Annotated in this window: 19 protein-coding genes and 1 tRNA gene; 7 read left to right on the forward strand and 13 right to left on the reverse strand. The window is 71.7% G+C overall.

Going from position 1 to position 21,572, the window contains the following annotated elements:
• Positions 1–109 precede the first annotated feature (109 nt).
• The 3 genes from gluQRS to RQG84_RS03780 all read right to left on the reverse strand — a co-directional run bounded on the left by gluQRS (position 110) and on the right by RQG84_RS03780 (position 1,303).
• On the reverse strand, positions 110–970 hold the full coding sequence (gene gluQRS, locus RQG84_RS03770) for a tRNA glutamyl-Q(34) synthetase GluQRS (RefSeq protein WP_311208918.1): 861 nt from the start codon (positions 968–970) through the stop codon (positions 110–112).
• The gene (locus RQG84_RS03775; protein WP_311208919.1) at positions 918–1,103 is read right to left on the reverse strand and encodes a hypothetical protein; all 186 of its coding nucleotides are present in this window, start codon (positions 1,101–1,103) and stop codon (positions 918–920) included. Before RQG84_RS03775 ends, gluQRS begins: the two co-directional genes overlap by 53 nt.
• A 124-nt stretch (positions 1,104–1,227) precedes the next feature.
• A tRNA-Glu gene (locus RQG84_RS03780) sits at positions 1,228–1,303 on the reverse strand.
• A gap of 110 nt (positions 1,304–1,413) precedes the next feature.
• Between RQG84_RS03780 and RQG84_RS03785 the strand changes: the two genes are divergently transcribed.
• The 4 genes from RQG84_RS03785 (at position 1,414) to RQG84_RS03800 (ending at position 5,141) form a co-directional block, all read left to right on the forward strand.
• The gene (locus RQG84_RS03785) at positions 1,414–1,755 is read left to right on the forward strand and encodes a metallopeptidase family protein (RefSeq protein ID WP_311208941.1); all 342 of its coding nucleotides are present in this window, start codon (positions 1,414–1,416) and stop codon (positions 1,753–1,755) included.
• The gene (locus RQG84_RS03790; RefSeq protein WP_311208920.1) at positions 1,748–2,407 is read left to right on the forward strand and encodes a pirin family protein; all 660 of its coding nucleotides are present in this window, start codon (positions 1,748–1,750) and stop codon (positions 2,405–2,407) included. The genes RQG84_RS03785 and RQG84_RS03790 overlap by 8 nt, the downstream gene beginning before the upstream one ends.
• 89 nt (positions 2,408–2,496) lie before the next feature.
• Positions 2,497–3,846 carry an FAD-binding oxidoreductase gene (locus tag RQG84_RS03795; RefSeq protein WP_311208921.1) on the forward strand — a complete coding sequence of 450 codons (1,350 nt, stop codon included), beginning with the start codon at positions 2,497–2,499 and terminating at the stop codon, positions 3,844–3,846.
• Positions 3,843–5,141 (forward strand): class I SAM-dependent methyltransferase, encoded by a 1,299-nt coding sequence (locus RQG84_RS03800; protein WP_311208922.1) that lies wholly within the window; start codon positions 3,843–3,845, stop codon positions 5,139–5,141. Before RQG84_RS03795 ends, RQG84_RS03800 begins: the two co-directional genes overlap by 4 nt.
• A gap of 3 nt (positions 5,142–5,144) precedes the next feature.
• On the opposite strand, the gene RQG84_RS03805 is transcribed toward RQG84_RS03800, so the two are convergent.
• Positions 5,145–6,404 carry a nucleotide sugar dehydrogenase gene (locus RQG84_RS03805; RefSeq protein ID WP_311208923.1) on the reverse strand — a complete coding sequence of 420 codons (1,260 nt, stop codon included), beginning with the start codon at positions 6,402–6,404 and terminating at the stop codon, positions 5,145–5,147.
• 43 nt (positions 6,405–6,447) lie between these two features.
• Positions 6,448–8,532 carry an acyltransferase family protein gene (locus tag RQG84_RS03810; protein WP_311208924.1) on the reverse strand — a complete coding sequence of 695 codons (2,085 nt, stop codon included), beginning with the start codon at positions 8,530–8,532 and terminating at the stop codon, positions 6,448–6,450.
• A 219-nt stretch (positions 8,533–8,751) separates the two neighbouring features.
• On the opposite strand from RQG84_RS03810, the gene RQG84_RS03815 reads away from it, so the two are divergent.
• Positions 8,752–10,791, forward strand: coding sequence for a glycosyltransferase family 4 protein (locus tag RQG84_RS03815; protein ID WP_311208925.1), 2,040 nt, complete (start codon positions 8,752–8,754; stop codon positions 10,789–10,791).
• Positions 10,792–10,797: 6 nt separating this feature from the next.
• On the opposite strand, the gene wecB is transcribed toward RQG84_RS03815, so the two are convergent.
• Complete coding sequence (gene wecB, locus RQG84_RS03820) at positions 10,798–11,883, reverse strand: non-hydrolyzing UDP-N-acetylglucosamine 2-epimerase (RefSeq protein ID WP_311208926.1); 1,086 nt, start codon at positions 11,881–11,883, stop codon at positions 10,798–10,800.
• Positions 11,884–12,002: 119 nt separating this feature from the next.
• Between wecB and RQG84_RS03825 the strand changes: the two genes are divergently transcribed.
• Both RQG84_RS03825 and RQG84_RS03830 read left to right on the forward strand, forming a co-directional pair.
• Complete coding sequence (locus RQG84_RS03825) at positions 12,003–14,222, forward strand: glycosyltransferase family A protein (protein ID WP_311208927.1); 2,220 nt, start codon at positions 12,003–12,005, stop codon at positions 14,220–14,222.
• 5 nt (positions 14,223–14,227) lie between these two features.
• A complete protein-coding gene (locus tag RQG84_RS03830; protein WP_311208928.1) occupies positions 14,228–14,488 on the forward strand; it encodes a hypothetical protein in 261 nt (86 codons plus the stop codon).
• Here the strand turns inward: RQG84_RS03830 and RQG84_RS03835 are convergent.
• The 7 genes from RQG84_RS03835 to RQG84_RS03865 all read right to left on the reverse strand — a co-directional run bounded on the left by RQG84_RS03835 (position 14,485) and on the right by RQG84_RS03865 (position 21,445).
• Complete coding sequence (locus tag RQG84_RS03835; RefSeq protein ID WP_311208929.1) at positions 14,485–15,273, reverse strand: exodeoxyribonuclease III; 789 nt, start codon at positions 15,271–15,273, stop codon at positions 14,485–14,487. The two genes, RQG84_RS03830 and RQG84_RS03835, sit on opposite strands and share 4 nt — an antisense overlap.
• A gap of 102 nt (positions 15,274–15,375) precedes the next feature.
• Entirely contained in the window at positions 15,376–15,705 is a 330-nt protein-coding gene (mnhG, locus tag RQG84_RS03840; RefSeq protein WP_311208930.1) for a monovalent cation/H(+) antiporter subunit G, read from the reverse strand.
• Positions 15,702–15,980, reverse strand: a complete 279-nt coding sequence (locus RQG84_RS03845; RefSeq protein ID WP_311208931.1) for a monovalent cation/H+ antiporter complex subunit F — start codon at positions 15,978–15,980, stop codon at positions 15,702–15,704. The genes mnhG and RQG84_RS03845 overlap by 4 nt, the downstream gene beginning before the upstream one ends.
• Positions 15,977–16,507, reverse strand: coding sequence for a Na+/H+ antiporter subunit E (locus RQG84_RS03850; protein WP_311208932.1), 531 nt, complete (start codon positions 16,505–16,507; stop codon positions 15,977–15,979). The genes RQG84_RS03845 and RQG84_RS03850 overlap by 4 nt, the downstream gene beginning before the upstream one ends.
• A complete protein-coding gene (locus RQG84_RS03855; protein WP_055963838.1) occupies positions 16,507–18,114 on the reverse strand; it encodes a Na+/H+ antiporter subunit D in 1,608 nt (535 codons plus the stop codon). Before RQG84_RS03855 ends, RQG84_RS03850 begins: the two co-directional genes overlap by 1 nt.
• On the reverse strand, positions 18,111–18,530 hold the full coding sequence (locus RQG84_RS03860) for a Na(+)/H(+) antiporter subunit C (protein WP_311208933.1): 420 nt from the start codon (positions 18,528–18,530) through the stop codon (positions 18,111–18,113). The genes RQG84_RS03855 and RQG84_RS03860 overlap by 4 nt, the downstream gene beginning before the upstream one ends.
• Positions 18,527–21,445: a Na+/H+ antiporter subunit A gene (locus RQG84_RS03865; protein ID WP_311208934.1), complete on the reverse strand. Its 2,919-nt coding sequence runs from the start codon at positions 21,443–21,445 to the stop codon at positions 18,527–18,529. The genes RQG84_RS03860 and RQG84_RS03865 overlap by 4 nt, the downstream gene beginning before the upstream one ends.
• Between the last annotated feature and the right edge of the window lie 127 nt (positions 21,446–21,572).

The following is a 21,572-nucleotide window of genomic DNA, read 5'->3' on the forward strand; positions in this document are numbered from 1 at the left end:
CACGTGAGCGATACTACAGGGTCGAAAGTCCCGAAAAGTCCTGCAATGGCAGCATTCTTCCTCTGTGCGCGATGTCGCGCACATGAGCCATCCGACCCGTCGCTGAGCCTCAGCCGACGACGGTCCAGGGCTGGCGTGGGAGGGACGCGGGGTCGAAGGACGCGAGCAGGTCGGACGGGGTGTCACCGCTCAGGCCGAGCGACGCCGTGATCATGGCCCAGGCCTGGTCGCGGCCGAGCTCGCGGAGCGTGACCGCCCCGTCGCGCTTGGCCAGGCGGACGCCCTGGGTGTTCACGGCGAGCGGGACGTGCGCGTACGTCGGCTGGGCGTGGCCGAGCAGCGAGGCGAGGTAGGCCTGGCGCGGCGCCGACGTCAGCAGGTCGTCGCCGCGCACCACCTGGTCCACGTCCTGTGCCGCGTCGTCGACCACGACGGCCAGGTTGTAGGCCGGTACGCCGTCGTTGCGACGCAGGACGAAGTCGTCCAGGGCGCCCTCGACGTCGCCGTGGAGCTCGTCGTGCACGGTCCACGTGGGCGCCGCGGACCGCAGCCTCAGGGCCGCCGGCCGCTCGGCGGCGCGAGCGGTGCGTTCGTCGGCGGTCAGGTCGCGGCAGGTCCCCGGGTAGGCACCGGGTGGCAGGTGGGGTGCGCTCGCCGCCTCCTGCACCTCGCGACGGGTGCAGAAGCACGGATAGGTCAGGCCCGCCGACTCGAGGGTGGCGATGGCGGCGTCGACGACGTCGCGTCGTTCGCTCTGGCGCACGGCGGGTCCGTCCCAGTCGATCCCGAGGGCGCGCAGGTCGGCCAGCTGCTGCTCCTCGGAGCCGGCGCGGACGCGGTCGAGGTCCTCGACGCGCATCAGGAAGCTGCGCCCGGTGGAGCGGGCGAACAGCCAGGCGAGGAGCGCGGTGCGGAGGTTACCGACGTGCAGGTCGCCGGACGGCGAGGGAGCGAAGCGTCCGGCGGGCATCGTCCGAGTATGTCGGACGGGTCTCGAGGTGGCGCACGATCATGGTCACGAGCTGGTGGGCCCCGAGCAGGAAGACGGCGCCGATGGCGAGAGTGAGGACGAGGCTGAGGAAGGTGAGGAGGACGGCGACCATGGGGTCATCGTAGGTCGAGAACTACACGCTTCCAACTCGAGTTTCCGCAGGTCAGGGTCTATTCCTGGAAAAGAGCCCAAATGTGACCAAGATCACACCGAGATGCTTCGGGTGAGGGGAGATCTGGTACCCCCTACGGGATTCGAACCCGCGCTACCGCCTTGAAAGGGCGGCGTCCTAGGCCGCTAGACGAAGGGGGCGCGGCCGCCCCAGCATACGGGGCCACGAAGGCCGACGGGACGCACCCCTCACCCCGCGTGCGCCACCCGACGGCCGTGGAGCGCTCGGGCAGGATGGACCCGTGGTGGAGATGAGCGAGGACCGGTTCGACGAGCTGGTCGAGGCCGCGTTCGCGCAGGTGCCCCCCGAGCTGACGTCGATGCTCGACAACGTGGTGCTGTTCGTCGAGGACGACGCCCCGCCCGAGGACCCCGACCTGCTGGGGCTCTACGACGGCGTGGCGCTCACCGAGCGCGACACCGCCTACGGGGGCGTCCTGCCCGACCGCATCACGATCTACCGCAACCCCACCCTCGCGATCTGCGACACCGAGGACGACGTGGTGCACGAGGTCGGCATCACCGTGGTGCACGAGATCGCGCACCACTTCGGCATCGACGACGCACGGCTGCACGAGCTCGGCTATGCCTAGCCGGGTCCGCCGCGCGGGCGAGCGCTACGTCACCGAGGGCGAGGGCGTGCGCACGCTCCACTCGTTCTCCTACGGCGCGCACTACGACCCCGACAACGTGGCGTTCGGCCCTCTGGTGGCGATCAACGAGGAGCACGTCGAGCCCGGCCGCGGGTACGACGCCCACCGCCACGCCGACGTCGAGATCGTCACCTGGGTGCTCGAGGGGGCGCTCGCGCACCGCGACACCACCGGCCACGCGGGCACGATCGCGCCGGGCGTGGCGCAGCGGCTGAGCGCCGGCGGGGGGGCCGAGCACGCCGAGCTGAACGCCTCCCCGACCGAGCCGCTGCGATTCGTGCAGATGATGCTGCGCTCGCGCCACGACGCCGCACCGCAGTACGCCTCCGCGGAGGTGCCGGAGGAGCCCGGGCTCCATCTGACCGTGCCCGTCCATGCCGACGCCGAGCTCCTCGTGGCGCGTCCTCGGGCCGACGGGCCGCTGGAGGTCACCGGTGCCGCGAAGGTCCTCGTCCACGTCACGCGCGGCCAGGTGGTGGCTGACGGCGTCCGCCTCGGACCGGGCGACGAGCTCCGCGCGACCGACGTCGAACGCGTCCTCGTCGCCGGTGACGGCGAGGCACTGGTCTGGCGACTGCCCGACCCGCGCTGAGGAGCCGGACGAGGCGCCACCCCTGGGTCGTTGACGTCTGCAACCATCCCGGGTGGAGGTCCGCCCTCCCGCCGCTCTAGTCTGAGCGGGTGAAGGGTTGGAGCGAGCACCAGCGGGCGGTCGACAGGTTGCTCGGCTCTTATGCCGCGATCCCGGCCGGCGCCCCGGTCCGCCTCGCCAAGCGCACGTCCAACCTGTTCCGCCCGCGCGCCGACCCGGGCGTCCCCGGTCTCGACGTCGACGGTCTCGACGGCGTCGTCGCGATCGACGTCGGCGAGCGCACCGCCGACGTCCAGGGCATGTGCACCTACGAGGACCTGGTCGACGCCACCCTCCCGCACGGTCTGATCCCCTACGTGGTCCCGCAGCTGCGCACCATCACGCTCGGCGGTGCCGTCACGGGGCTCGGCATCGAGTCGACGTCGTTCCGCAACGGCCTCCCGCACGAGTCGGTCCTGGAGATGGACGTGCTCACCGGCGCGGGGGAGATCGTCACCTGCAAGCCCGGCGACGCGCTGTTCGACGCCTTCCCCAACTCCTACGGCAGCCTCGGCTACGCCACGCGCCTGCGCATCCGCCTCGAGGCCGTGCCGCCCTACGTCGCGCTGCGCCACGTCCGCCTCGACGACGCCGCCGACGCTGCGACGATGCTGGGCGACGTCGCCGAGTCCGGCAGCTGGCACGGCGAACCGGTCCACGGGCTCGACGCCACCGCCTTCGCGCCCGACGAGGTGTACGTGACGCTGGCCCGGTTCACCGAGGAGCCCGGTCCGACGTCGGACTACACCGGACAGGACGTGTTCTACCGCTCGCTCCAGCGCCGCGAGACCGACCGCCTCACGATGTACGACTACCTGTGGCGCTGGGACACCGACTGGTTCTGGTGCTCGGCCGCCTTCGGTGCCCAGAACCCGTGGGTGCGACGTGCCTGGCCCCGACGCTGGCGACGCTCCGACGTCTACCACCGGATCATCGCGCTCGACGCGAAGGTCGGCGTCAGCCGGCTGCTCGACCGCGTGAAGAAGGTCCCTGGCCGCGAGAAGGTCATCCAGGACGTGGAGGTCCCGGTGGCCGCGGTCCCGGAGTTCCTCTCCTGGTTCGACGCCGAGGTCGGCATGCGGCCGGTGTGGCTGTGCCCGCTGCGCACCACCCGTTCCTGGCCCGGCTACCCGCTGCGTCCGGGCGAGACGTACGTGAACCTGGGCTTCTGGGGCACCGTCGTCGTGCCGGCGGGCTCTCCCGACGGTCTGGTGAACCGGCGCATCGAGGAGCACGTGCACACCCTCGGCGGCCACAAGTCGCTGTACTCCGAGGCCTTCTACGACGAGGCGACCTTCGCCGACCTGTACGGGACCGCGGCGCTCGACGCCGTGCGCGCCGAGCACGACCCCGAGGGGCGACTCAGCTCCTTGTACGAGAAAGCCGTGAGGAACTCATGAGTATCATCACGCGGGACACCGACACCCTCACCATCGCCGGCGCCGTCGAGCGCCTCATGCGCGACGGCATGCCCTTCCGCTTCGAGGCCTACGACGGCAGCAGCGCCGGGCCCGAGGACGCCGACATCACCGTCCGCCTGCGCACCGAGCGCGGACTGGCCTACCTGATGACCGCCCCCGGGGACCTCGGCTTCGGCCGCGCCTTCGTGGCCGGCGACCTCGAGATCGAGGGCGTGTCGCTGGCCAACCCCTACGACCTGATGACCCTGGTGCAGAGCCGCCTGCGGCTCAAGGTGCCCGGCCCGGCCGAGCTGCTGCAGATCGTCCGCAGCCTCGGTCTGTCGAACCTCAAGCCGCCGCCGCCTCCACCGGAGGAGCACCTGCCGCGCTGGCGCCGGGTGGTGGAGGGGATGCGGCACAGCAAGGCGCGCGACGCCGAGGCGATCCACCACCACTACGACGTGTCCAACCGGTTCTACGAGCTGGTGCTCGGCCCGTCGATGACCTACACCTGCGCCGTCTTCCCCACCGAGGACGCCACGCTCGAGCAGGCCCAGTTCGAGAAGTACGACCTGGTGTGCCGCAAGCTCGGGCTCGGTCCGGGCGACCGGCTCCTCGACGTCGGCTGCGGCTGGGGCGGCATGGTGCGCCACGCCGCCGAGCACTACGGCGTGAAGGCCCTCGGCGTCACGCTCAGCGAGCAGCAGGCGCAGTGGGCGCAGCAGGCGATCAAGGACCAGGGCCTGGACCACCTGGCCGAGGTGCGGTTCAGCGACTACCGCGACGTGGGCGAGAGCGACTTCGACGCCGTGTCGTCCATCGGCCTGATGGAGCACATCGGCGTGCGCAACTACCCCGACTACTTCGCCTTCCTCCAGGGGAAGCTGCGGGTCGGGGGTCGCATGCTCAACCACTGCATCACCCGGCGCGACGGGTCGCTGTCGCCGAAGGCGGGCGCGTTCATCGACCGCTACGTCTTCCCCGACGGCGAGCTGGCCCCGGTCGGCACGATCGTGTCGGCCATGCACGACCACGGGCTCGAGGTGCGCCACGTCGAGGACATCCGCGAGCACTACGCCCTCACCCTGCAGGGCTGGTCGCAGAACCTCGAGGAGCACTGGGACGAGGCGCTCGGCGAGGTCAGCCTCGGCATCGCCAAGGTGTGGGGCCTCTACATGGCCGGCTCGCGCCTCGCCTTCGAGCGCAACGAGATCGGCCTGCACCAGGTGCTGGGCGTGAAGGTCGGGCCCGACGGCGACGCCCACATGCCGCTGCGACCCACCTGGGGCAGCTGAGCCTCAGAGCCGGCTGACGTTCTCCCCGTCGGCCACGCCCCGGGTGTCGAAGAGGCGCTGGGCGGTGTCGGCGAGGTGCTCGACATCGAGGTCACGGTGGTTCTGCAGCAGCACGCTGACGTCGCTCGAGCGAAGCGCCTCGTCGAGGTCCGCGGCCCGATCGACCTCGGTGCCGCCCGGGCGCCAGCTCTCCACGTACGGATCGAAGTAGCGCAGCGTCGCGCCCTTCGCGCGCAGCAGCTCGGCCAGCGGCGTGGCCGGCGACTCGCGCTGGTCGGCGATGTTGGGCTTGTAGGTGACGCCGATCAGGAGGACCGTCGAGCCGCGGAGGGCCTTGCTGTCCTTGTTGAGGAGGTCGGTGATGCGGTCCACGACGTAGCGCGGCATGCCGAGGTTGATGGTCTGCGCGAGCTCGACGAACTGGAACGGGTAGCCGAGGTCGGTACGCACCTTGTAGGACAGGTAGTTCGGGTCGATCGGGATGCAGTGACCGCCGACGCCGGGCCCGGGGTAGAAGGCCTGGAACCCGAACGGCTTGGTCGCCGCCGCGCGGATGACGTCCCAGAGGTCGATGTCCATCTCGTGGCAGAACCGCGCCATCTCGTTGACCAGGGCGATGTTGATGTGGCGGTACGTGTTCTCGAGGAGCTTCGTGGTCTCGGCCTCGCGGGTGCCCTTGCTGGGGACCACGGTGTCGATGAAGCGCTCGTAGAGCGCCACGGCGCGCTCGGTGCAGGCGGGGGTGAGGCCGCCGACGACCTTCGGCGTGTTCTGGATGCCGTACGTCGGGTTGCCCGGGTCGACGCGCTCGGGGCTGAACGCGAGGTGGAAGTCCTCGCCGGCGACGAGGCCTGCTGTCTCCAGGATCGGGCGGACGACGTCCTCGGTGGTGCCGGGGTACGTCGTGGACTCGAGCACGACGAGCTGCCCGGGGCGCAGGTTGCGCGCGATGGCTCCCGTCGCACCTGTCACGGCGCCGAGGTCGGGCTCGCCGCTCTCGGACAGGGGGGTGGGCACGCAGATGACCACGGCGGACGCCTCGGACAGGGACGCCTCGTCGGTCGTGGCGCGGAAGCCGAGGGAGAGCATCTCCTTCACGTCGGCATCACTGAGGTCGTCGATGTGGCTGGTGCCCGCGTTCAGCGATTGGACGAGGTGCGCGGCAACGTCGAAGCCGACCACGCTCAGTCCCGAGCGTGACGCCTGCTGCGCGAGCGGGAGGCCGACGTAGCCGAGGCCGATGATGGTCAGGTCGTGACTCACAGGGTTCCCTTCGAGAGTTGAACTGCCACAGCCTAACGGACTCTCAGCGACGCCCGAACGAGCCGTCGCCCACCGCGGACAGCGCCCGCTCGAGCTGCTCGCGGGCACTGCGGACGAACGTGACCGTGAGGTGGGTGCCCTGGCGGTACACCAGGACGTCACCGATGACGGCGGGGCAACGCCGGCCGTCGGGGCAGACGACGTCGGTGAGGTCGACGACCCCTACGCCGGCCCGCGCGGCGGCCTCCTGCTGCGCCGGTGCTCCCGAGCCACTCCGTCCCTCGTCGAGGTCGAAGGAGCACGACCGCAGGTCGTCGACGTTCTCCGCCACGCACTCGTAGACCGGGATGGTGGAGGGCCGTGGGTTGTCCAGCAGCACGGCCACGGGAATGCCGCGATCGGTGAGACGGCCCCAGATCGAGGTCAGGCCGTCCACCATGGCGTCCTGCGAGGCCCGCTTCGAGGCGACGTCGGCGAGTGCCGTGTTGCGTCCGCCAGAGGTGAGGACGAGATCGGGGTCGAGGCCCTCGATCGTGCGCAACGCCTCCTGGCCCCAGGTGCGGCACGAGCGATCGGCCTCGCCGCCGGTGGAGAGGTAGGAGTCGGTGAACGTGCAGGCCGACTTCGTGATCTGCAGCAGACGCCACCCCTCGTCGGAGGCGATGTCGGCGAGCACGGGCTGCCACTGGCCGATCTTGGAGTCGCCCACGATGACGACTGTCCGGTCGGCGTCGGTGTCGCCCCAGGCGCACACCTCGACGTCGTCGTCGTCCGCCGCGACCTGGCACTCGGGCTTCTCGTCGTAGAAGGCGGGCCGGTCGTCGCTCGCGTCCTGTGGCAGCGGTCGTACCCGGTCGAGGCGGCGCTGGTCCGCGGGGTCGGAGGCCTCGGCGGACGGGTCGAGGAGGGCACGGGCACCTTGCGCCTGCTGCGGCGTGGCCCGCTCCAAGCCGGACACGCCCGGTGCCAGCACCAGGACGAGACCCAGGGCGACACCGACGCTGGTGAGCACGGCACCCAGCTGCAACGACCGCACGTCGGGCCGGAACCGCGCTCCGAAGCGGATGGGGTTCTCGACGTACCGCAGGCTCAGCCAGGCCGGGACGACGCTGAGGAGCGTGAGGACGACGCCGTGCCGGATGCTGAAGCCGTCGATCAACGCCTCGCCGGCCACCAGCACGGGCCAGTGCCACAGGTAGAGGGAGTAGGAGAGTCCGCCGAGCCACACCAACGGCTTCAGGCTCAGCAGGGCGCCGGGACCGCCCCGGGTGGGCACCACGCCGCTCGCGAGCATCGCGGCGGTCCCGAGCACCGGGACCAGGGTCGCCACGCCCGGCCACGTGGTGCTGCCGTCGAACGCCAGCGCCGCGTACCCGACCGAGAGCAGGCCCGCCCAGCCCAGCGCAGCCCTCGCGACCGCCGGCACCCGGTGCACCTTGGGGGCGGCCAGGGCGAGGAGACCGCCGACAGCCAGCTCCCAGGCGCGCGTGGTGGAGACGAAGAACGCCGGGGCCGGATCGGTCCGCGACAGGTGCACGGCCCAGGCGAACGAGACCAGCGCCACGAGTGCCAGCACGAGGAAGGCTCCGCGCAGCACCCGCTTCCGCACGAGCAGAGCCATGAGGAGCAGCAGGACGGGCCACACCAGGTAGAACTGCTCCTCCACGGCCAGCGACCAGAAGTGCTGGACCGGGGACGCGCCGACGTCCTCCGCGAGGTAGTCGACCGAGCGGTCGGCCAGACGCCAGTTCACGACGTAGAGGGCGGCCGACACGATGTCGCCGCCGAACGCCCCGCGCTGGGTGAGCGGGAGCGCGAACCAGGTGACGGCCGTCGAGAAGAGCAGCACCAGCGCGCTTGCGGGAAGCAGGCGACGGGCGCGGCGGGCCCAGAATCGACCGAGCCGGACCCGACCGCTGCGGGTGAGCTCTCGGGCGAGCAGGCCCGTGATGAGGAACCCGGAGAGCACGAAGAAGACGTCGACACCGACGAAGCCGCCGGCGAACCACGGCAGGCCGGCGTGGAACGCGAGGACCGTGCCGATCGCGATCGCGCGCATGCCCTCGACGTCGAGGCGCTGCTGGTGCGTCTCCTCCACGCGACCCTGCGTGGCGGGCTGGTCTGACACGGTCGACGTCCTCGTCCTCGGGTTCGGGCCGTCACGAAGCGTACCCAACGGCCCGCGAGGCTCCGCCACATCGGACGAGGGGTCGGCGTGTTCGCCGTCCGGGAGACGGAAGGTAGAGTCGAGACCGGTCCCGCGCCCGCCACTGGAAGGTCCCTCGTGCCCCTCGCCGTGCGATCGTCGCTCGTCCGTGCCCGTCTCGCCAGGCCCGTCGCTCGGGTGTTGGACGGCACCCAAGGTGCCGACGCCCTCGTCGCCGCGGCCGGGCGTGGTCCGCGAGCCCGCCGCGCCGTGCTCACGGAGCTGAGACGCCGGGTCCTCGCCGAACCCTCGCTCGAGGCGCTTCGTCGAGCGGAGCCCGTCCTCCACCAGGTGGGAGGCGGTGAGGCGGTGCTGCGCGAGCTGCGCACCGCCGTGGCAGACGCGCACCCGCGTCTCGCCTACCCGCTCGCCGAGCACCTCCGTGGTCTGCTCGACACCGATCGCACCATCGTGACGGCCGAGATCCTCGAGCGGCTCAAGGCACGAGACGACTTCACCGGCACGTCCCTCGACCCCGTGATCGAGGGCGTGCTGCTCCCCGTCAAGCGCGAGATCGCGCTCGCGATGATGCCGTGGGTGCGCGACCACGCCGCGCACCAGGGCGACATCGACGTCGCGCGTCTCCTGGCCGTGGTCGAGCACCTCACCGACGAGTCCCGCGATCCCCTCGACGTCCTCGGCGGTGTCCAGGACGACGCCGATGCCCTGCTGGTGCTGCGCATCGCCATCGCGGTCCACAGCGCCGAGGTGGTCCAGTCGCTCCTGCGCTCGCGAGGATCGGAGGGTCTGCGGCCTCGTCAGCTCTCGCGCGCGGCGGCGCTCCTCTGGCGGCTCGGCGACGTCGAGCTCGCCGTCGACTGCGCGCAACAGCTCGTCGACGACACCGGGAACATCGGCAAGCGCGCCCGTCTCATCGTGGCAGAGCGGGACTCGTTCGCGATGATGGACAGCGACTGGCGTCCTCCTGCGGCCGCGCCCCGCAGTGCGACCGCGACGCCGCGCAAGGTCGTGCACGCCATCCAGAATTCCCTGCCGCACCGAGTGACGGGCTCGGCCAACCGCACTCACGGGCTGCTGTCGGGCCTGGTGAGGCACGGCTACGAGATCGATGCGCTCACGCCCCCCGGGTTCCCATTGAACGACGTCACGTCCGGCGCCCGGGCCGAGCTCGCCGCCCAGCACGAGATCGATGGTGTGCGCTACCACCACCTTCTCGAGCACGACGAGGCCATGCCCGTCTACCCGCTGCCGGACTACATCGCGTCGTACGCGTCGAGCCTGCGCGACCTCGCGGAGCGCAGCGGTGCGTCGCTCATCCATTCGGCGAGCAACGCCTACAACGCGCTCGCTGCCTCAGTGGCGGCGCGTTCGCTCGGGCTCCCGCACATCTACGAGGTCCGAGGACTCAACGAGGAGGGGCGACGCTCGCTCATCCCGGAGTACGAGTTCACGCCGCAGTACCGCTTCGCCAAGCACATCGAGACCCTGGCCGCGCAGGAGGCCGACCACGTCATCGCCATCACCGAGGGTCTGCGCGACACGCTCGTCGAGCGAGGGATCCCCGCGGAGAAGATCGAGGTCGTGCCCAACGGCGTCGACACGTCGCGGTTCTCGCCCCTGGAGCGCGACCCCGACCTCGAGGCCCGCTACGGGCTCGAGGGGAAGACGGTGATCGGCTACATCGGCTCGCTCAACTGGTACGAGGGTCTGCCGCTCCTGCTGGAGGCAGTCAGCCGGATCCGCGACGACCACCCGGACCTGAGAGTCATGATCGTCGGTGGCGGCAGCGAGGCCTCACGACTCGAGGAGGTGCGGTCCGAGCTCGGCCTGGAGGACATCGTCCTGCTCCTCGGCAAGATCCCGTTCGACCAGGTCGAGGCGCACTACTCCCTGGTCGACATCGCGCCGATCACGAGGCTGTCCTCGCCGGTGACGGAGATCGTGTCGCCCCTGAAGCCCTTCGAGGCGCTGGCGATGGGCAAGCCGCTCGTCACGTCCGACGTGGCGGTGCTGAAGGAGTTCGTGAACGGCACGAACGGGTTGCTGTTCCGCAAGGACGACGTGGAGTCCCTCGCCGAGGTCCTCGATCGTGTGGCGGGTGACGAGACTTTGCGCGCCTCGCTCGCCGAGGAGGGTCGCCGCTGGGTGATCGCGAACCGCGACTGGGACGTCCTCTCCGGACGGGTCACGGCACTGTACGAACGTCTCGGCGCGAGCTGAGGCCGCTCAGCGGTCGCGAAGCCAGCCGTCGATCACGCGCGCGATGCGCTCGCCGGCCCGGCCGTCCCAGAGCGGCGGCGTGCCGCGGTCCTCGTCGCCTCCGGCGAGGACCCGCTCGAGCGCCGGGACCACCGTGTCGAGCGTGACGAGCTCGTTGGTGCCGTGCGTGATGGTCACAGGTCGCTCGGTGTTGGGACGCAGCGTCAGGCACGGGACGCCCAGGATCGTCGTCTCCTCCTGGACGCCGCCGGAGTCGGTGACCACGGCACGGGCGCCACGGACGAGGCTCATGAACTCCACGTAGCCGAGTGGGTCGGTGATCGTGACGTTCGGGTGCTCGTCGAGGCCGGCAGTCACGAGACGGGCACGACCACGGGGGTGCAGGGGGATGAAGAGGGCAAGTCGGTCGGCCACCTGGTGGAGTCGCTCCACGATGACCTTGACCAGGTCCGGATCGTCGACGTTGGCCGGACGGTGCAGCGTCGCCACCGCGTAGTCGGACTCGATGCCCCACTCGGTGCGGGCGGCATCGGCGTCGAAGGCCTCGAGGTTGGCGAGCAGGGTGTCGATCATCGGGTTGCCCACCAGGTGGACGCGCCCGGCGTCCACCCCCTCGGTGCCGAGGTGGGAGTTCGCGTCGGGGCTGGTGGTGAAGAGCAGGTCGGCGAGAGCGTCGGTGACGACCCGGTTCACCTCCTCGGGCATGGTGCGGTCGAAGCTGCGCAGCCCGGCCTCGACGTGCGCGACGGGCAGGTGCAGCTTCGCGGCCACGAGCGAGGCCGCGACCGTCGAGTTGACGTCGCCGTAGACCACGACGAGCCGCGGCTGCCGCTCCAGGAAGAGCTGCTCGAGCGCCACCATCACCTTGGCCGTCTGCTCGGCGTGGCTCCCGGATCCGACACCGAGGTTGACGTCGGGCTGAGGCAGGGACAGCTGGCGGAAGAAGACGTCGGACATCGCGTCGTCGTAGTGCTGTCCGGTGTGCACGAGGAGCTGCGGGACGCCGCGCCGCTTGAGTGCCGCGATGACCGGCGCGGCCTTCGGGAAGTTCGGGCGCGCGCCGGTGATGTGGACGACAGGTGACGTGGTCACGGGGTGGTGCTCCTCGTTCGGGGACCGGGTGCTGCCACCCTAACGAGTGACACGCGGATCCCCGCGCCGCTCCCTGTAGCGTGGCGGTGCCCGTGCCGGTGCCCGCCGAGGAGGAACAGGTGCAAGAGGACGTTTCCGCGGTCGATGCTCGCGTGCTCGCCCAGCTTGCACGCACCACCTCGCCGGGTGCGCTGGCCCGTGCTGCGCTGCGACGCGACCTCGTCGGCGCCGATGCCGTCCTCGAGGTGCTCGGCGACGACCCTGACGCGTTGGCCAACCGGGCACTCCTGGCCTTCGGTGGGGTCTCGGCCGACCTCCGGGCCGGCCTCGAACTCCATGCCCGTGCACTGGCCGCCCGTGGTGCAGGCTCGGGCATCGAGCACCTCGACCTCGCCCTGCAGGCGGCTGTCGTGCTCGGCGACGACTCCCGGGCACGCGAGCTCCTCGCCGAACGGGGAGTGGACCCGTGGGTGGCGTGGGCTGCCGAGGTCGACCTGACCGCTGGGCACGACGGGTGGCTCGAGCGGCTCAACGCTCCCTTCGTCGACGCCGGTCTGGAGCCGGTGAGGGTCGCAGCCGGTGACGGATCAGCCTTTGACCGACTGACGTCCGCCGTTCCCGACGTCGTGGAGGACGGCCCGCTGGTCAGTGTGGTCGTGTCGGTGTTCCGCCCCGGCCCGAGCTTCGAGCCGGCGGTCCAGTCGCTGCTGGCCCAGACGTGGCGTCCCCTCGAGGTGCTGCTCGTCGACGACGCCAACGACCCGGCCGACGCCGCACGCATCCTCGATCTCGCCGCCACCGACGACCGCGTCCGCATCCTGCGGCAGGACGTCAATGGCGGCACCTACCGGGGCCGCAACCGCGCGCTGCGGGAGGCGCGGGGGGAGCTCTTCGGCTTCCAGGACGCCGACGACTGGATGCACCCCCGTCGCCTGGAGCGTCAGGTCCGTGAGCTCCAGGCGCACGAGCACCTCGTGGCCGTCTCCTCACGCGCCGTGCGCCTCCACGAGGACCTGCGGATCACCAGGGTGGGCGCGCCGCCCTTCACCCTCAACCTGCCGTCGTTGCTCGTGCGCCGAGAGCCGGTCGTGCGCCGTCTCGGCGGCTTCGACCCGGTCCGGAAGGCCGCCGACCTGGAGTTCGTCCGTCGGCTGGAGACCGTCTTCGGGCCCGAGGCAGCCCGGACGCTCGAGGAGCCGCTCACGCTCTACCAGCTGAGCCACGGCTCGCTCTCCCGAGCGGACTTCCGGTTGTCGTGGCACCACCCCTCGCGCCACGCCTACCACAGCGGCTTCTCGCGCTGGCACCGTCGAACGTCGGCGCGCGACCTTCGGCTCGACCCCGACGGACCGCGACCGTTCGCCGCTCCGGCACACCTTGGAGGACCCGACGCGGACCAGCGGGTTGCCGTGGCGGTGTGGGCGGACCTGCGCGAGCGTGGCCCCGGCGGGCGCCTGGCCGTCGAGCTCGTGTCGCTCGCCCGGACGGTCGACCGCGTCGGGGTGCTGGGCGGTGAGCCCGCTCGGCGCTCGTCACGGCGACGCGAGGAGCCGGCCGACCGTGTGCTCGACCTGGTCGACCGCGGTGTGGTCGCGTGGCTCGACCCGTCGAGGGAGTGCTCGGCGGACGTCCTCGTGGTGCGGGACCCCGAGCTGCTGGTGCTGCCACCCTCCCGGGAGACCTGGCACGTGCGCGCCGAGCGCGTGGTGCTGGCGGCCGGAAGGGCGCCGCAGTCCGACGACGGGCTGCTCTTCGACCCGACCGACGTCGAGCGAGCGGCGCAGGTCCTCACCGGCGCCTCCGAGGTGCAGTGGTGGGCCGCCGACACCGACGTCGTCGCCGGGCTCGCGGCGTGGGGGGTGGAGGTCACGGGTCCTGTCGGACGCTGGGAGGTCCTGGGGCCGGTCCGGTCGCCGCAGCCGGTAACTGGGGCGACAGTCGTCGGCCTGCTTGACGACCTCGCGAGGCCCACGGGTGCGGGAACCGGTGCGGGCACCCGCCCACGGGCGCCGCACGGCGTGGACGCGCGGGTCCTGGGCCGAGGCCGAGGTGGCGGGTGGGTGCCGATCGACGATCGCCGCGTGGGACGTCGCGCGTTCTCGCGGACCTGCGACGTGGTGCTGGTCCCCCAGGACTGGCCACGACCCGATCGCGACGCGGCCTGGCTCGACGTGCTGGAGGAGGGGGCCGTGCCGGTGCTCTCGCCGGAGCGGGAGGTGGTGCAGACGTTGCACGACCCCGCCGAGCGGGATCGGCGGCGCCGGTCGCTGCTCGCCGAGGCCGCGCGCGACTACGACGCCGCGTGGGCCCGACGCCTCCCCGAACTTCTGCGACGATGAGCGGCATGGACGCGCTCTCGCCCCGCCCGCTCGCCCTCGTCACCGCCATCCTCGTGGCGGTGGGCGTGGTTCCCCTCGCCTGGGACTGGACGACGCCGGCCCTCGCCGTCGTCGTCGTGCTGGCCGGCGCCGCCGTCGTGGTGCCCGCACTGCTGCTCGCGCGCCTGCGAGCGGCGGTCGCGGCCGCGGAGACGTCGCGCTCGCGCGACGTGGCCCGTCTCCTCACCGACCTGGCCCGCCTGGAGGCCCGCCGCGAGCTTGACTAGGCCAGGTCCACCACGACGGGGGCGTGGTCGCTGGCGCCCTTGCCCTTGCGCTCCTCGCGGTCGATGAAGGCACCCTCGACGCGCGCGGCCAGCGCGGGGGAGCCGAGCACGAAGTCGATGCGCATGCCGCGCTTCTTCGGGAACGCGAGCTGCTGGTAGTCCCAGTAGGTGTAGGTGCCCGGGCCGGGGGCGTGCGGGCGGACGACGTCGCTGAAGCCGGTGTCGACGAAGCTCGCGAACGCGGCGCGCTCGGGTGCCGACACGTGGGTCTTGCCGTCGAAGGCCGCCATGTCCCAGACGTCGTCGTCCTGGGGAGCGATGTTCCAGTCGCCGGTGAGTGCGATCTGCGCCTCGGGGTCGGCGGCCAGCCAGCCTGCGGCGTCGGCGCGCAGGCGGTCGAGCCACTCGAGCTTGTAGGTGAAGTGCTCGTGCTCGAGGTCGCGGCCGTTCGGGACGTAGAGGCTCCACATCCGCACCCCGCCGCACGTGGCGCCCACGGCGCGCGGCTCGACCACCGCAGGGTCGCCGAACGTCGGCTGCTCGGCGAACGAGGTGGCCACGTCCTCGAGGCCCACCCGCGACAGCAGCGCCACGCCGTTCCACTGGTTGAGGCCCACGTGCACGTACTCGTAGCCCATCGAGCTGAGCTCGAGCGCGGGGAACTGGTCCTCGCGGCACTTGGTCTCCTGGATGGCCAGCACGTCGACGTCGTGCCGTTCCAGGAAGGCCGTCACGCGGTCGACGCGGCTGCGGATCGAGTTGACGTTCCAGGTGGCGATGCGCACGTCCTCGAACCTACCAACGTCGCTCCAGTCCCCCCGTTTCGGACACCTCCGGGGCATCTCGACCGGACGATGTGCCCCGGAGGTGTCCGAGACGTGGGCTGGTCAGTCGAGGTCGTTGCGCTCGAGGCGGGAGGTGTCGGCGACGCCGGTGCGGAACGCTGCACGGGCCACCATGTGGGCCGAGACCGGGGCGGTCACCAGCTGGAAGAGGGCGACGAGGCCGATGATGGCGAGGGCGCCGGGGTCGCGGATGCGCAGGGCCAGGCCGGCCAGCACCAGGAGCAGGCCGAGGGTCTGCGGCTTGGTGGCCGCGTGCATGCGGGTGAGCACGTCGGGGAAGCGCACCAGGCCGATGGCGGCGATGAGCGCGAGCGCGCTGCCGACGAGCAGCAGGGCTCCGGACACGATGTCGACGATCAGGGACGTGGTCATCGGTCCTCCGGGGGTGCGTCGATGTCGCGTGCGGCGAACCGCGCGATGCTGACCGAGCCGAGGAAGCCCACGAGCGCCAGGGCCAGCAGCACGGGGGCGGTGTCGACGTGACCGCTGATGGCGGCCTCGACCCCCACGGCGGACAGGCAGGCGGCGACGAAGACGTCGGCCGCGACGGTGCGGTCGAGCATCGTCGGGCCGCGGACGATCCGGACGAGGCACAGCACGCCGGTGACGGCGAGCATGGTGGCGCAGGCGACGGCGACGGGGATCACGAGGCGGCCTCCTGCACGGTGCGGCGGTAGGCGTCGCGCTCGTCACGGGGGGCCCACGCCTCGACGACGCGACGCTCCTGCTCGTGGACCGCGGCGATGGCCCGCTCGACGCGCTCGGGGGAGCGGGCGTCGAGCACGTGGATGTAGAGCGCCGGCGCCTCCGGGTCGAGCTCGACCAGCAGCGAGCCCGGGACCAGGGAGACCAGCTCGGCCGTGGCGGTGAGCAGCAGCTCCGAGCGGGTCACCAGCGGCACGCGCACGACCGCGCTCGGCGGCGGCGCGGACGGGCGGACGGCGAGCCAGGCCACCTGCACCGACGCGCGCAGCATGTCGGCGGCGAACCGGAGGACCAGGGTGGTCGTCGGCCACGGTCGAAGCGTCCAGCGCCAGGGTGCCCGCGGGAAGGGGAAGAGCAGCAGCACCAGCACCGAGGTGATGAGGCCGCCGAGCACGAGCGTGGGCGTGACGGAGCCCCAGAGCAGGAGCCAGACGACGGTGAGGCCGAGGACGACCCGCCAGCGGGGCATCAGCCGCCACCTCCCAGGACCGCCGTGATGTACGGGGTGCGCTGCAGCAGCTCGACGGCAGCGGCGTCGGTGACGCCGAACAACGGCCCGGCGAGCACGGTGAGCGCCACGGAGGCGACGACGAGCGCGAGCGTCGGCAGTCCCATGCCGAGGGGGAGCCGCTGCTCCTCGGCCAGGCGCTGCCAGGCCGACGTCGCCTGGAAGCGGGTGTTCACGTCGCCGCCCCCGTGCATCGCACCGTGCGACCACACGTCGGAGCCGTCGTCGACCACGGACTGGGCCAGGTCGTCGTCGACCGGCTGCCAGAAGGCGCGGTTCCAGACCTTGGCGATGGCGTAGAGCGTGAGGAGGCTGACCGCGACGCTGGCCACCACGGCCGTGACCGCGAGCCAGTCGCCCGCCTCGATGCCGGCGCGTCCGAGCGCGACCTTGCCGAGGAAGCCCGAGAACGGTGGGATGCCGGCCAGGTTCATCGCCGGCACGAAGAACGCGACGGCCAGGATCGGCGCCGACCGTGCCAGCCCGCCGAGCCGGTCGAGGTTGGTGGTGCCGGTGCGGTACTCGATCAGTCCGGCCAGCAGGAAGAGCGCCGTCTGCACGGTGATGTGGTGCGCGATGTAGTAGACCGCGCCCGACAGCGCCAGCTCCGTGCCGAGCGCCACGCCGAGCAGCATGTAGCCGATGTGGCTGACGAGCGTGAACGACAGGATGCGCTTGATGTCGGTCTGCGCGACCGCGCCCAGGATGCCCACCACCATCGTGAGGATCGCTGCCGTCAGCAGCAGGGGTCTCATCGAGTCGTCCGGGAACAGCAGGGTCTGGGTGCGCACGATCGCGTACACGCCGACCTTGGTGAGCAGTCCGGCGAAGACGGCGGTGACGGGCGCGGGCGCGGTGGGGTAGGAGTCCGGCAGCCAGGCCGACAGCGGGAACACCGCGGCCTTGATGCAGAACACCGTGAGCAGCAGCAGCTGCAGCATGTGGGCGACCGCCGGGTCCAGCTCACCGAGCCGCTGCGAGAGCTGCGCGAAGTTCACCGTGCCGGTCGCGGCGTACACGCACGCGATGGCGATGAGGAAGACGACCGACGACAGCAGGCTCACGACGATGTACACCGTGCCCGCCCGGATGCGCGCCTCCGTGCCGCCCAGCGTGATGAGCACGTAGCTGGCGGCCAGCAGCACCTCGAAGCCGACGAACAGGTTGAACAGGTCGGCCGAGAGGAACGCGTTGGAGACGCCCGCGCTCAGCACCAGGTAGGTGGGGTGGAACACCGAGAGCGGCGTGTCCCGCCCGTACTCGACGATGCCCTGGCCGAAGGAGTAGAGCAGCACGGCGAGGGTGACGACCGACGAGACCAGCAGCATGAGCGCCGAGAGCCGGTCCGCGACCAGCGTGATGCCGATCTCCGGTCCCCAGCCGGCCAGCGTGAGCGCCTGGGGTCCCTGCGTGTCGGCGCGCACCAGCAGGGTGGCGGCGGTGGCGACGACCGACGCGAGCACCGCGACGCTGACGATCCGCTGGGCGCGGGCGGAGCGTCCGAGCACGAGGCAGAGGCCGGCGCCGAGCAGGGGGAGCAGCACGGGCAGGACGACGAGCTGGGTCACGAGTCGGCCCCTTCCTCGTCGGGGACGCTGGTCTCGGGCTCGTCGAACGTCCCGGACGTCTCGTCGGCCTCGGCCCGGCGGCGCACGAGGTCGTCCTCCACGTCGTCCTTGACGTCGTCGTTGCCGGACAGCTGCCAGGAGCGGTACGCGAGGGCCAGGCCGAACGCGCTGACGCCGAGGGTGATGACGATGGCGGTCAGCGCCATCGCCTGGGGGAGGGGGTCGGTGATGTCGTCGCGACCGACGATCGGCGGCGCCCCGCTCGGTCCGGAGGCCACGAGGAACAGCAGGTTCACGCCGTTGCCGACCATGACGAACCCGACGAGGATCCGGCTCAGGCTGCGCTCGAGCATCAGCGTCGTGCCGCAGCCCACCAGCACGGCGATCGCGATGACGAGGGCGAGATCGACACTCATGTCGTCACCCCCGTGCCCTTCGCGTCGTCGCTCGTGCACTCCTCGGACAGGCCGGCGTCGGTGTGGCCCTGCTCGCCGTGCCGGTCGATGCCACCGCCGAGGCTGCGCAGCACGTCGAGCGCGAGGCCGATGACGACGAGGTAGACGCCGATGTCGAAGGCCACCGAGGTGACCACGTGGACGTCGCCGAGGAGCGGGACGGGGATGTCGAAGACACCGCTCTGGAAGGTGTTGGCACCCACGAGCAGCGGCACGAGCCCGGACAGGGCGGCGATGGCCAGGCCCGAGCCGAGCACGACGCCGGCGTCGACGGGCGCGGCGGCGTCGAGCTCGCGCCGGCCGCCGGCGAGGTAGCGCACGGCGAGCGCCAGCCCTGCGACGAGCCCGCCCGCGAACCCGCCCCCGGGTGTGTAGTGGCCGGTGAACATGAGGTACACCGAGAAGATCATCAGCACGGGGAACACCGCGCGGGCCACGACCTCGAAGACGACGGAGCGTCGCTCGATGTCGAGGGAGGCCGCGCCGGGCAGCCAGTCCTCGCGCTCGTCCGTGGCGCTGGGGCGCGCCCGACGGGTCTCGCGGTGGGACTGGGCCCGGTCGGTGATGAGGAAGATCAGGCTCGCGATGCCGGTGGCGGCCACGACGAGCACGGCCAGCTCGCCGAAGGTGTCCCACACGCGGATGTCGACGAGCGTGATGTTGACGATGTTCTCGCCGCCGCCGAAGTCGTAGGCCGGACCCTCGAACGCCCGCCCGACCGGCGACGCGGTGCGGGCGTTCGCCGCGACCACGGCGTACGCGGCCACGGACAGGCCGGCCGTGGCGCCGATCGCGATGCGCACCCGGCGTGCCGCGGTGAACGGCCGGTCGGAGAAGAACGGCGTGAAGCGGCGCAGCACCAGCACGAAGGTGACCAGCGCGAAGGTCTCCACGAGGACCTGGGTGAGCGCGAGGTCGGGGGCGCCGTGCAGCACGAACAGCAGGGCCGTGCCGTAGCCGGTGACGCCGAGCATCAGCACGGCACGCAGGCGTCGGCGGGAGCGGACGGTGAGCAGTGCGGCACCACAGACGAGGGCCGCCGTGGCGATGCGTAGCGCGTCGTCGGGCTCGAAGGCACCGCCGTCGCCGACGGAGATCGACGGTGAGCCCCACGCCCTGATGGCGGCGCTGCCGGGCAGGAGCACGAGCACCACGAGCACGACACCCAGGTAGACCGGGAGAGAGCCGCGCTGCGTGAAGCCCGTGACCTCGACGCTCGCGCGGTCGACGCCGCGCACGACCGCGTGGTAGCTGCGCTCGGCGTCGGGCAGGTGCAGCCGACGCACGAGCGTCTCCTGCAGGTGCGCGACAGGTCGGCGGAGCAGCCAGAGGGCGATGCCGCCGACGACGGCGGCGACCGACAGCCACAGCGCCGGGGTGAACCCGTGCCAGAGGGTCAGGACGGGCTCGTGAGCGCCGGCGCCGAACGCCTCGGCGTAGGACTCGATCCGCGGCGTCAGGAGGGGACCGGCCACGCCGCCGACGACCGTGAGGACGGACAAGATCACGGGAGATGCCTGGAACCAGGGTCCCGGTGCCGCGACGTCGGTGGGAGCGACGTCCTTGGTGCCGAACGTGCCCCACACGAAGCGTGCCGTGTACGCCACCGTGAGGACCGACCCGACCACCAGTCCCACGAGCGAGACCGTGCCCCAGACGCCGATGCCCGCGTCCTCGCCGAGGTCGACGAACGCCGCGAGCGCGGCCTCCTTCGCCGTGAACCCGAGCAGCGGGGGCAGCCCGGCCATCGACGCCGCGGCCACGAGCGTGACGACGAACAGGACGGGCATGGAACGGGCGAGTCCGCTGAGCTCGCGCAGGTCGCGCGTGCCGGTGCTGCGGTCGACGATGCCGACCACGAGGAAGAGGGTGGACTTGAACAGCGCGTGCCCGAGCACGAGCGAGAGACCGGCGAACGCGGCCGACCGGGTGCCGGCCCCGGCCACCGCGACCAGGAAGCCGAGCTGGCTCACGGTGCCGTAGGCGAGCAGCAGCTTGACGTCGTGCTGGCGCAGGGCGCGCAGCCCGCCGATGATCATCGTCACGATGCCGAGGGTGAGCAGCACGGGCCGCCAGCCGGGGGTGTCGGCGAACGCGGGCGCCAGGAGCAGCACCAGGAACACGCCGGCCTTCACCATGGCCGCCGCGTGGAGGTAGGCGCTCACCGGCGTGGGCGCCGCCATGGCTCCCGGGAGCCAGAAGTGGAACGGGACGAGTGCCGACTTGCTGAGCGCGCCGACGAGCAGCAGCGCCACCGCGGCCGTGACGGCCGGGCCCGACGGCGGGTCGGCGACGATCTCGCTGAGCCGGGCGGTCCCGGTCTGGGCGTGCAGCACGAACAGGCCCACGAGCATGGCGAGCCCGCCGAACGTGGTCACGAGCAGCGCGTTCATGGCCGCCCGGCGGTTGGCCCGGCGCTCGGGGTTGTGCCCGATCAGCAGGTACGACAGCACGGTCGTGAGCTCCCAGAACACGAACAGCACGTACATGTTGTCGGACAGGACCAGTCCGAGCATCGACCCGGCGAAGGCGGTGAGCACGCCGGAGAACCGCCAGATCTCGGGATCGCCCTGGCGGAAGTACCAGCCGCAGTAGAGCAGCACCAGTGCACCGACGCCCGTGACCACCAGGGACATCAGTGCCGTGAGGGGGTCGATCAGCAGGTCGACGTCGACACCGAGCGAGGGGATCCAGCTCCAGCGCTCGACGATCGGGTCGCTCGCGCCCGAGCTCACGTCGAGCGCCCGTGGCAGCAGGTACGCGAAGGACGCGGCCGGCACGAGGGCCAGCACGACGAAGGCGCGACGGTCGAGGAACCTGACCAGGAGAGGGGCTCCCGCTGCAGCGACGAGGTGCAGTGCGAGAAGCCCGATCATTCTGGCCTCACCCTATCGGGAGGTCCCGCATGGCTGCACGCCGTACCGTGGGCGCATGAGCGAGCGCCAGCGAGTGAATCATCGGGATCTCATGCCGCGCGGCTCGTACTCTTCGCTCTTCTCGACG

Origin of the sequence: Aeromicrobium sp. WCS2018Hpa-31 (assembly GCF_031843905.1) — a bacterium.
Taxonomy (GTDB): domain Bacteria; phylum Actinomycetota; class Actinomycetes; order Propionibacteriales; family Nocardioidaceae; genus Aeromicrobium.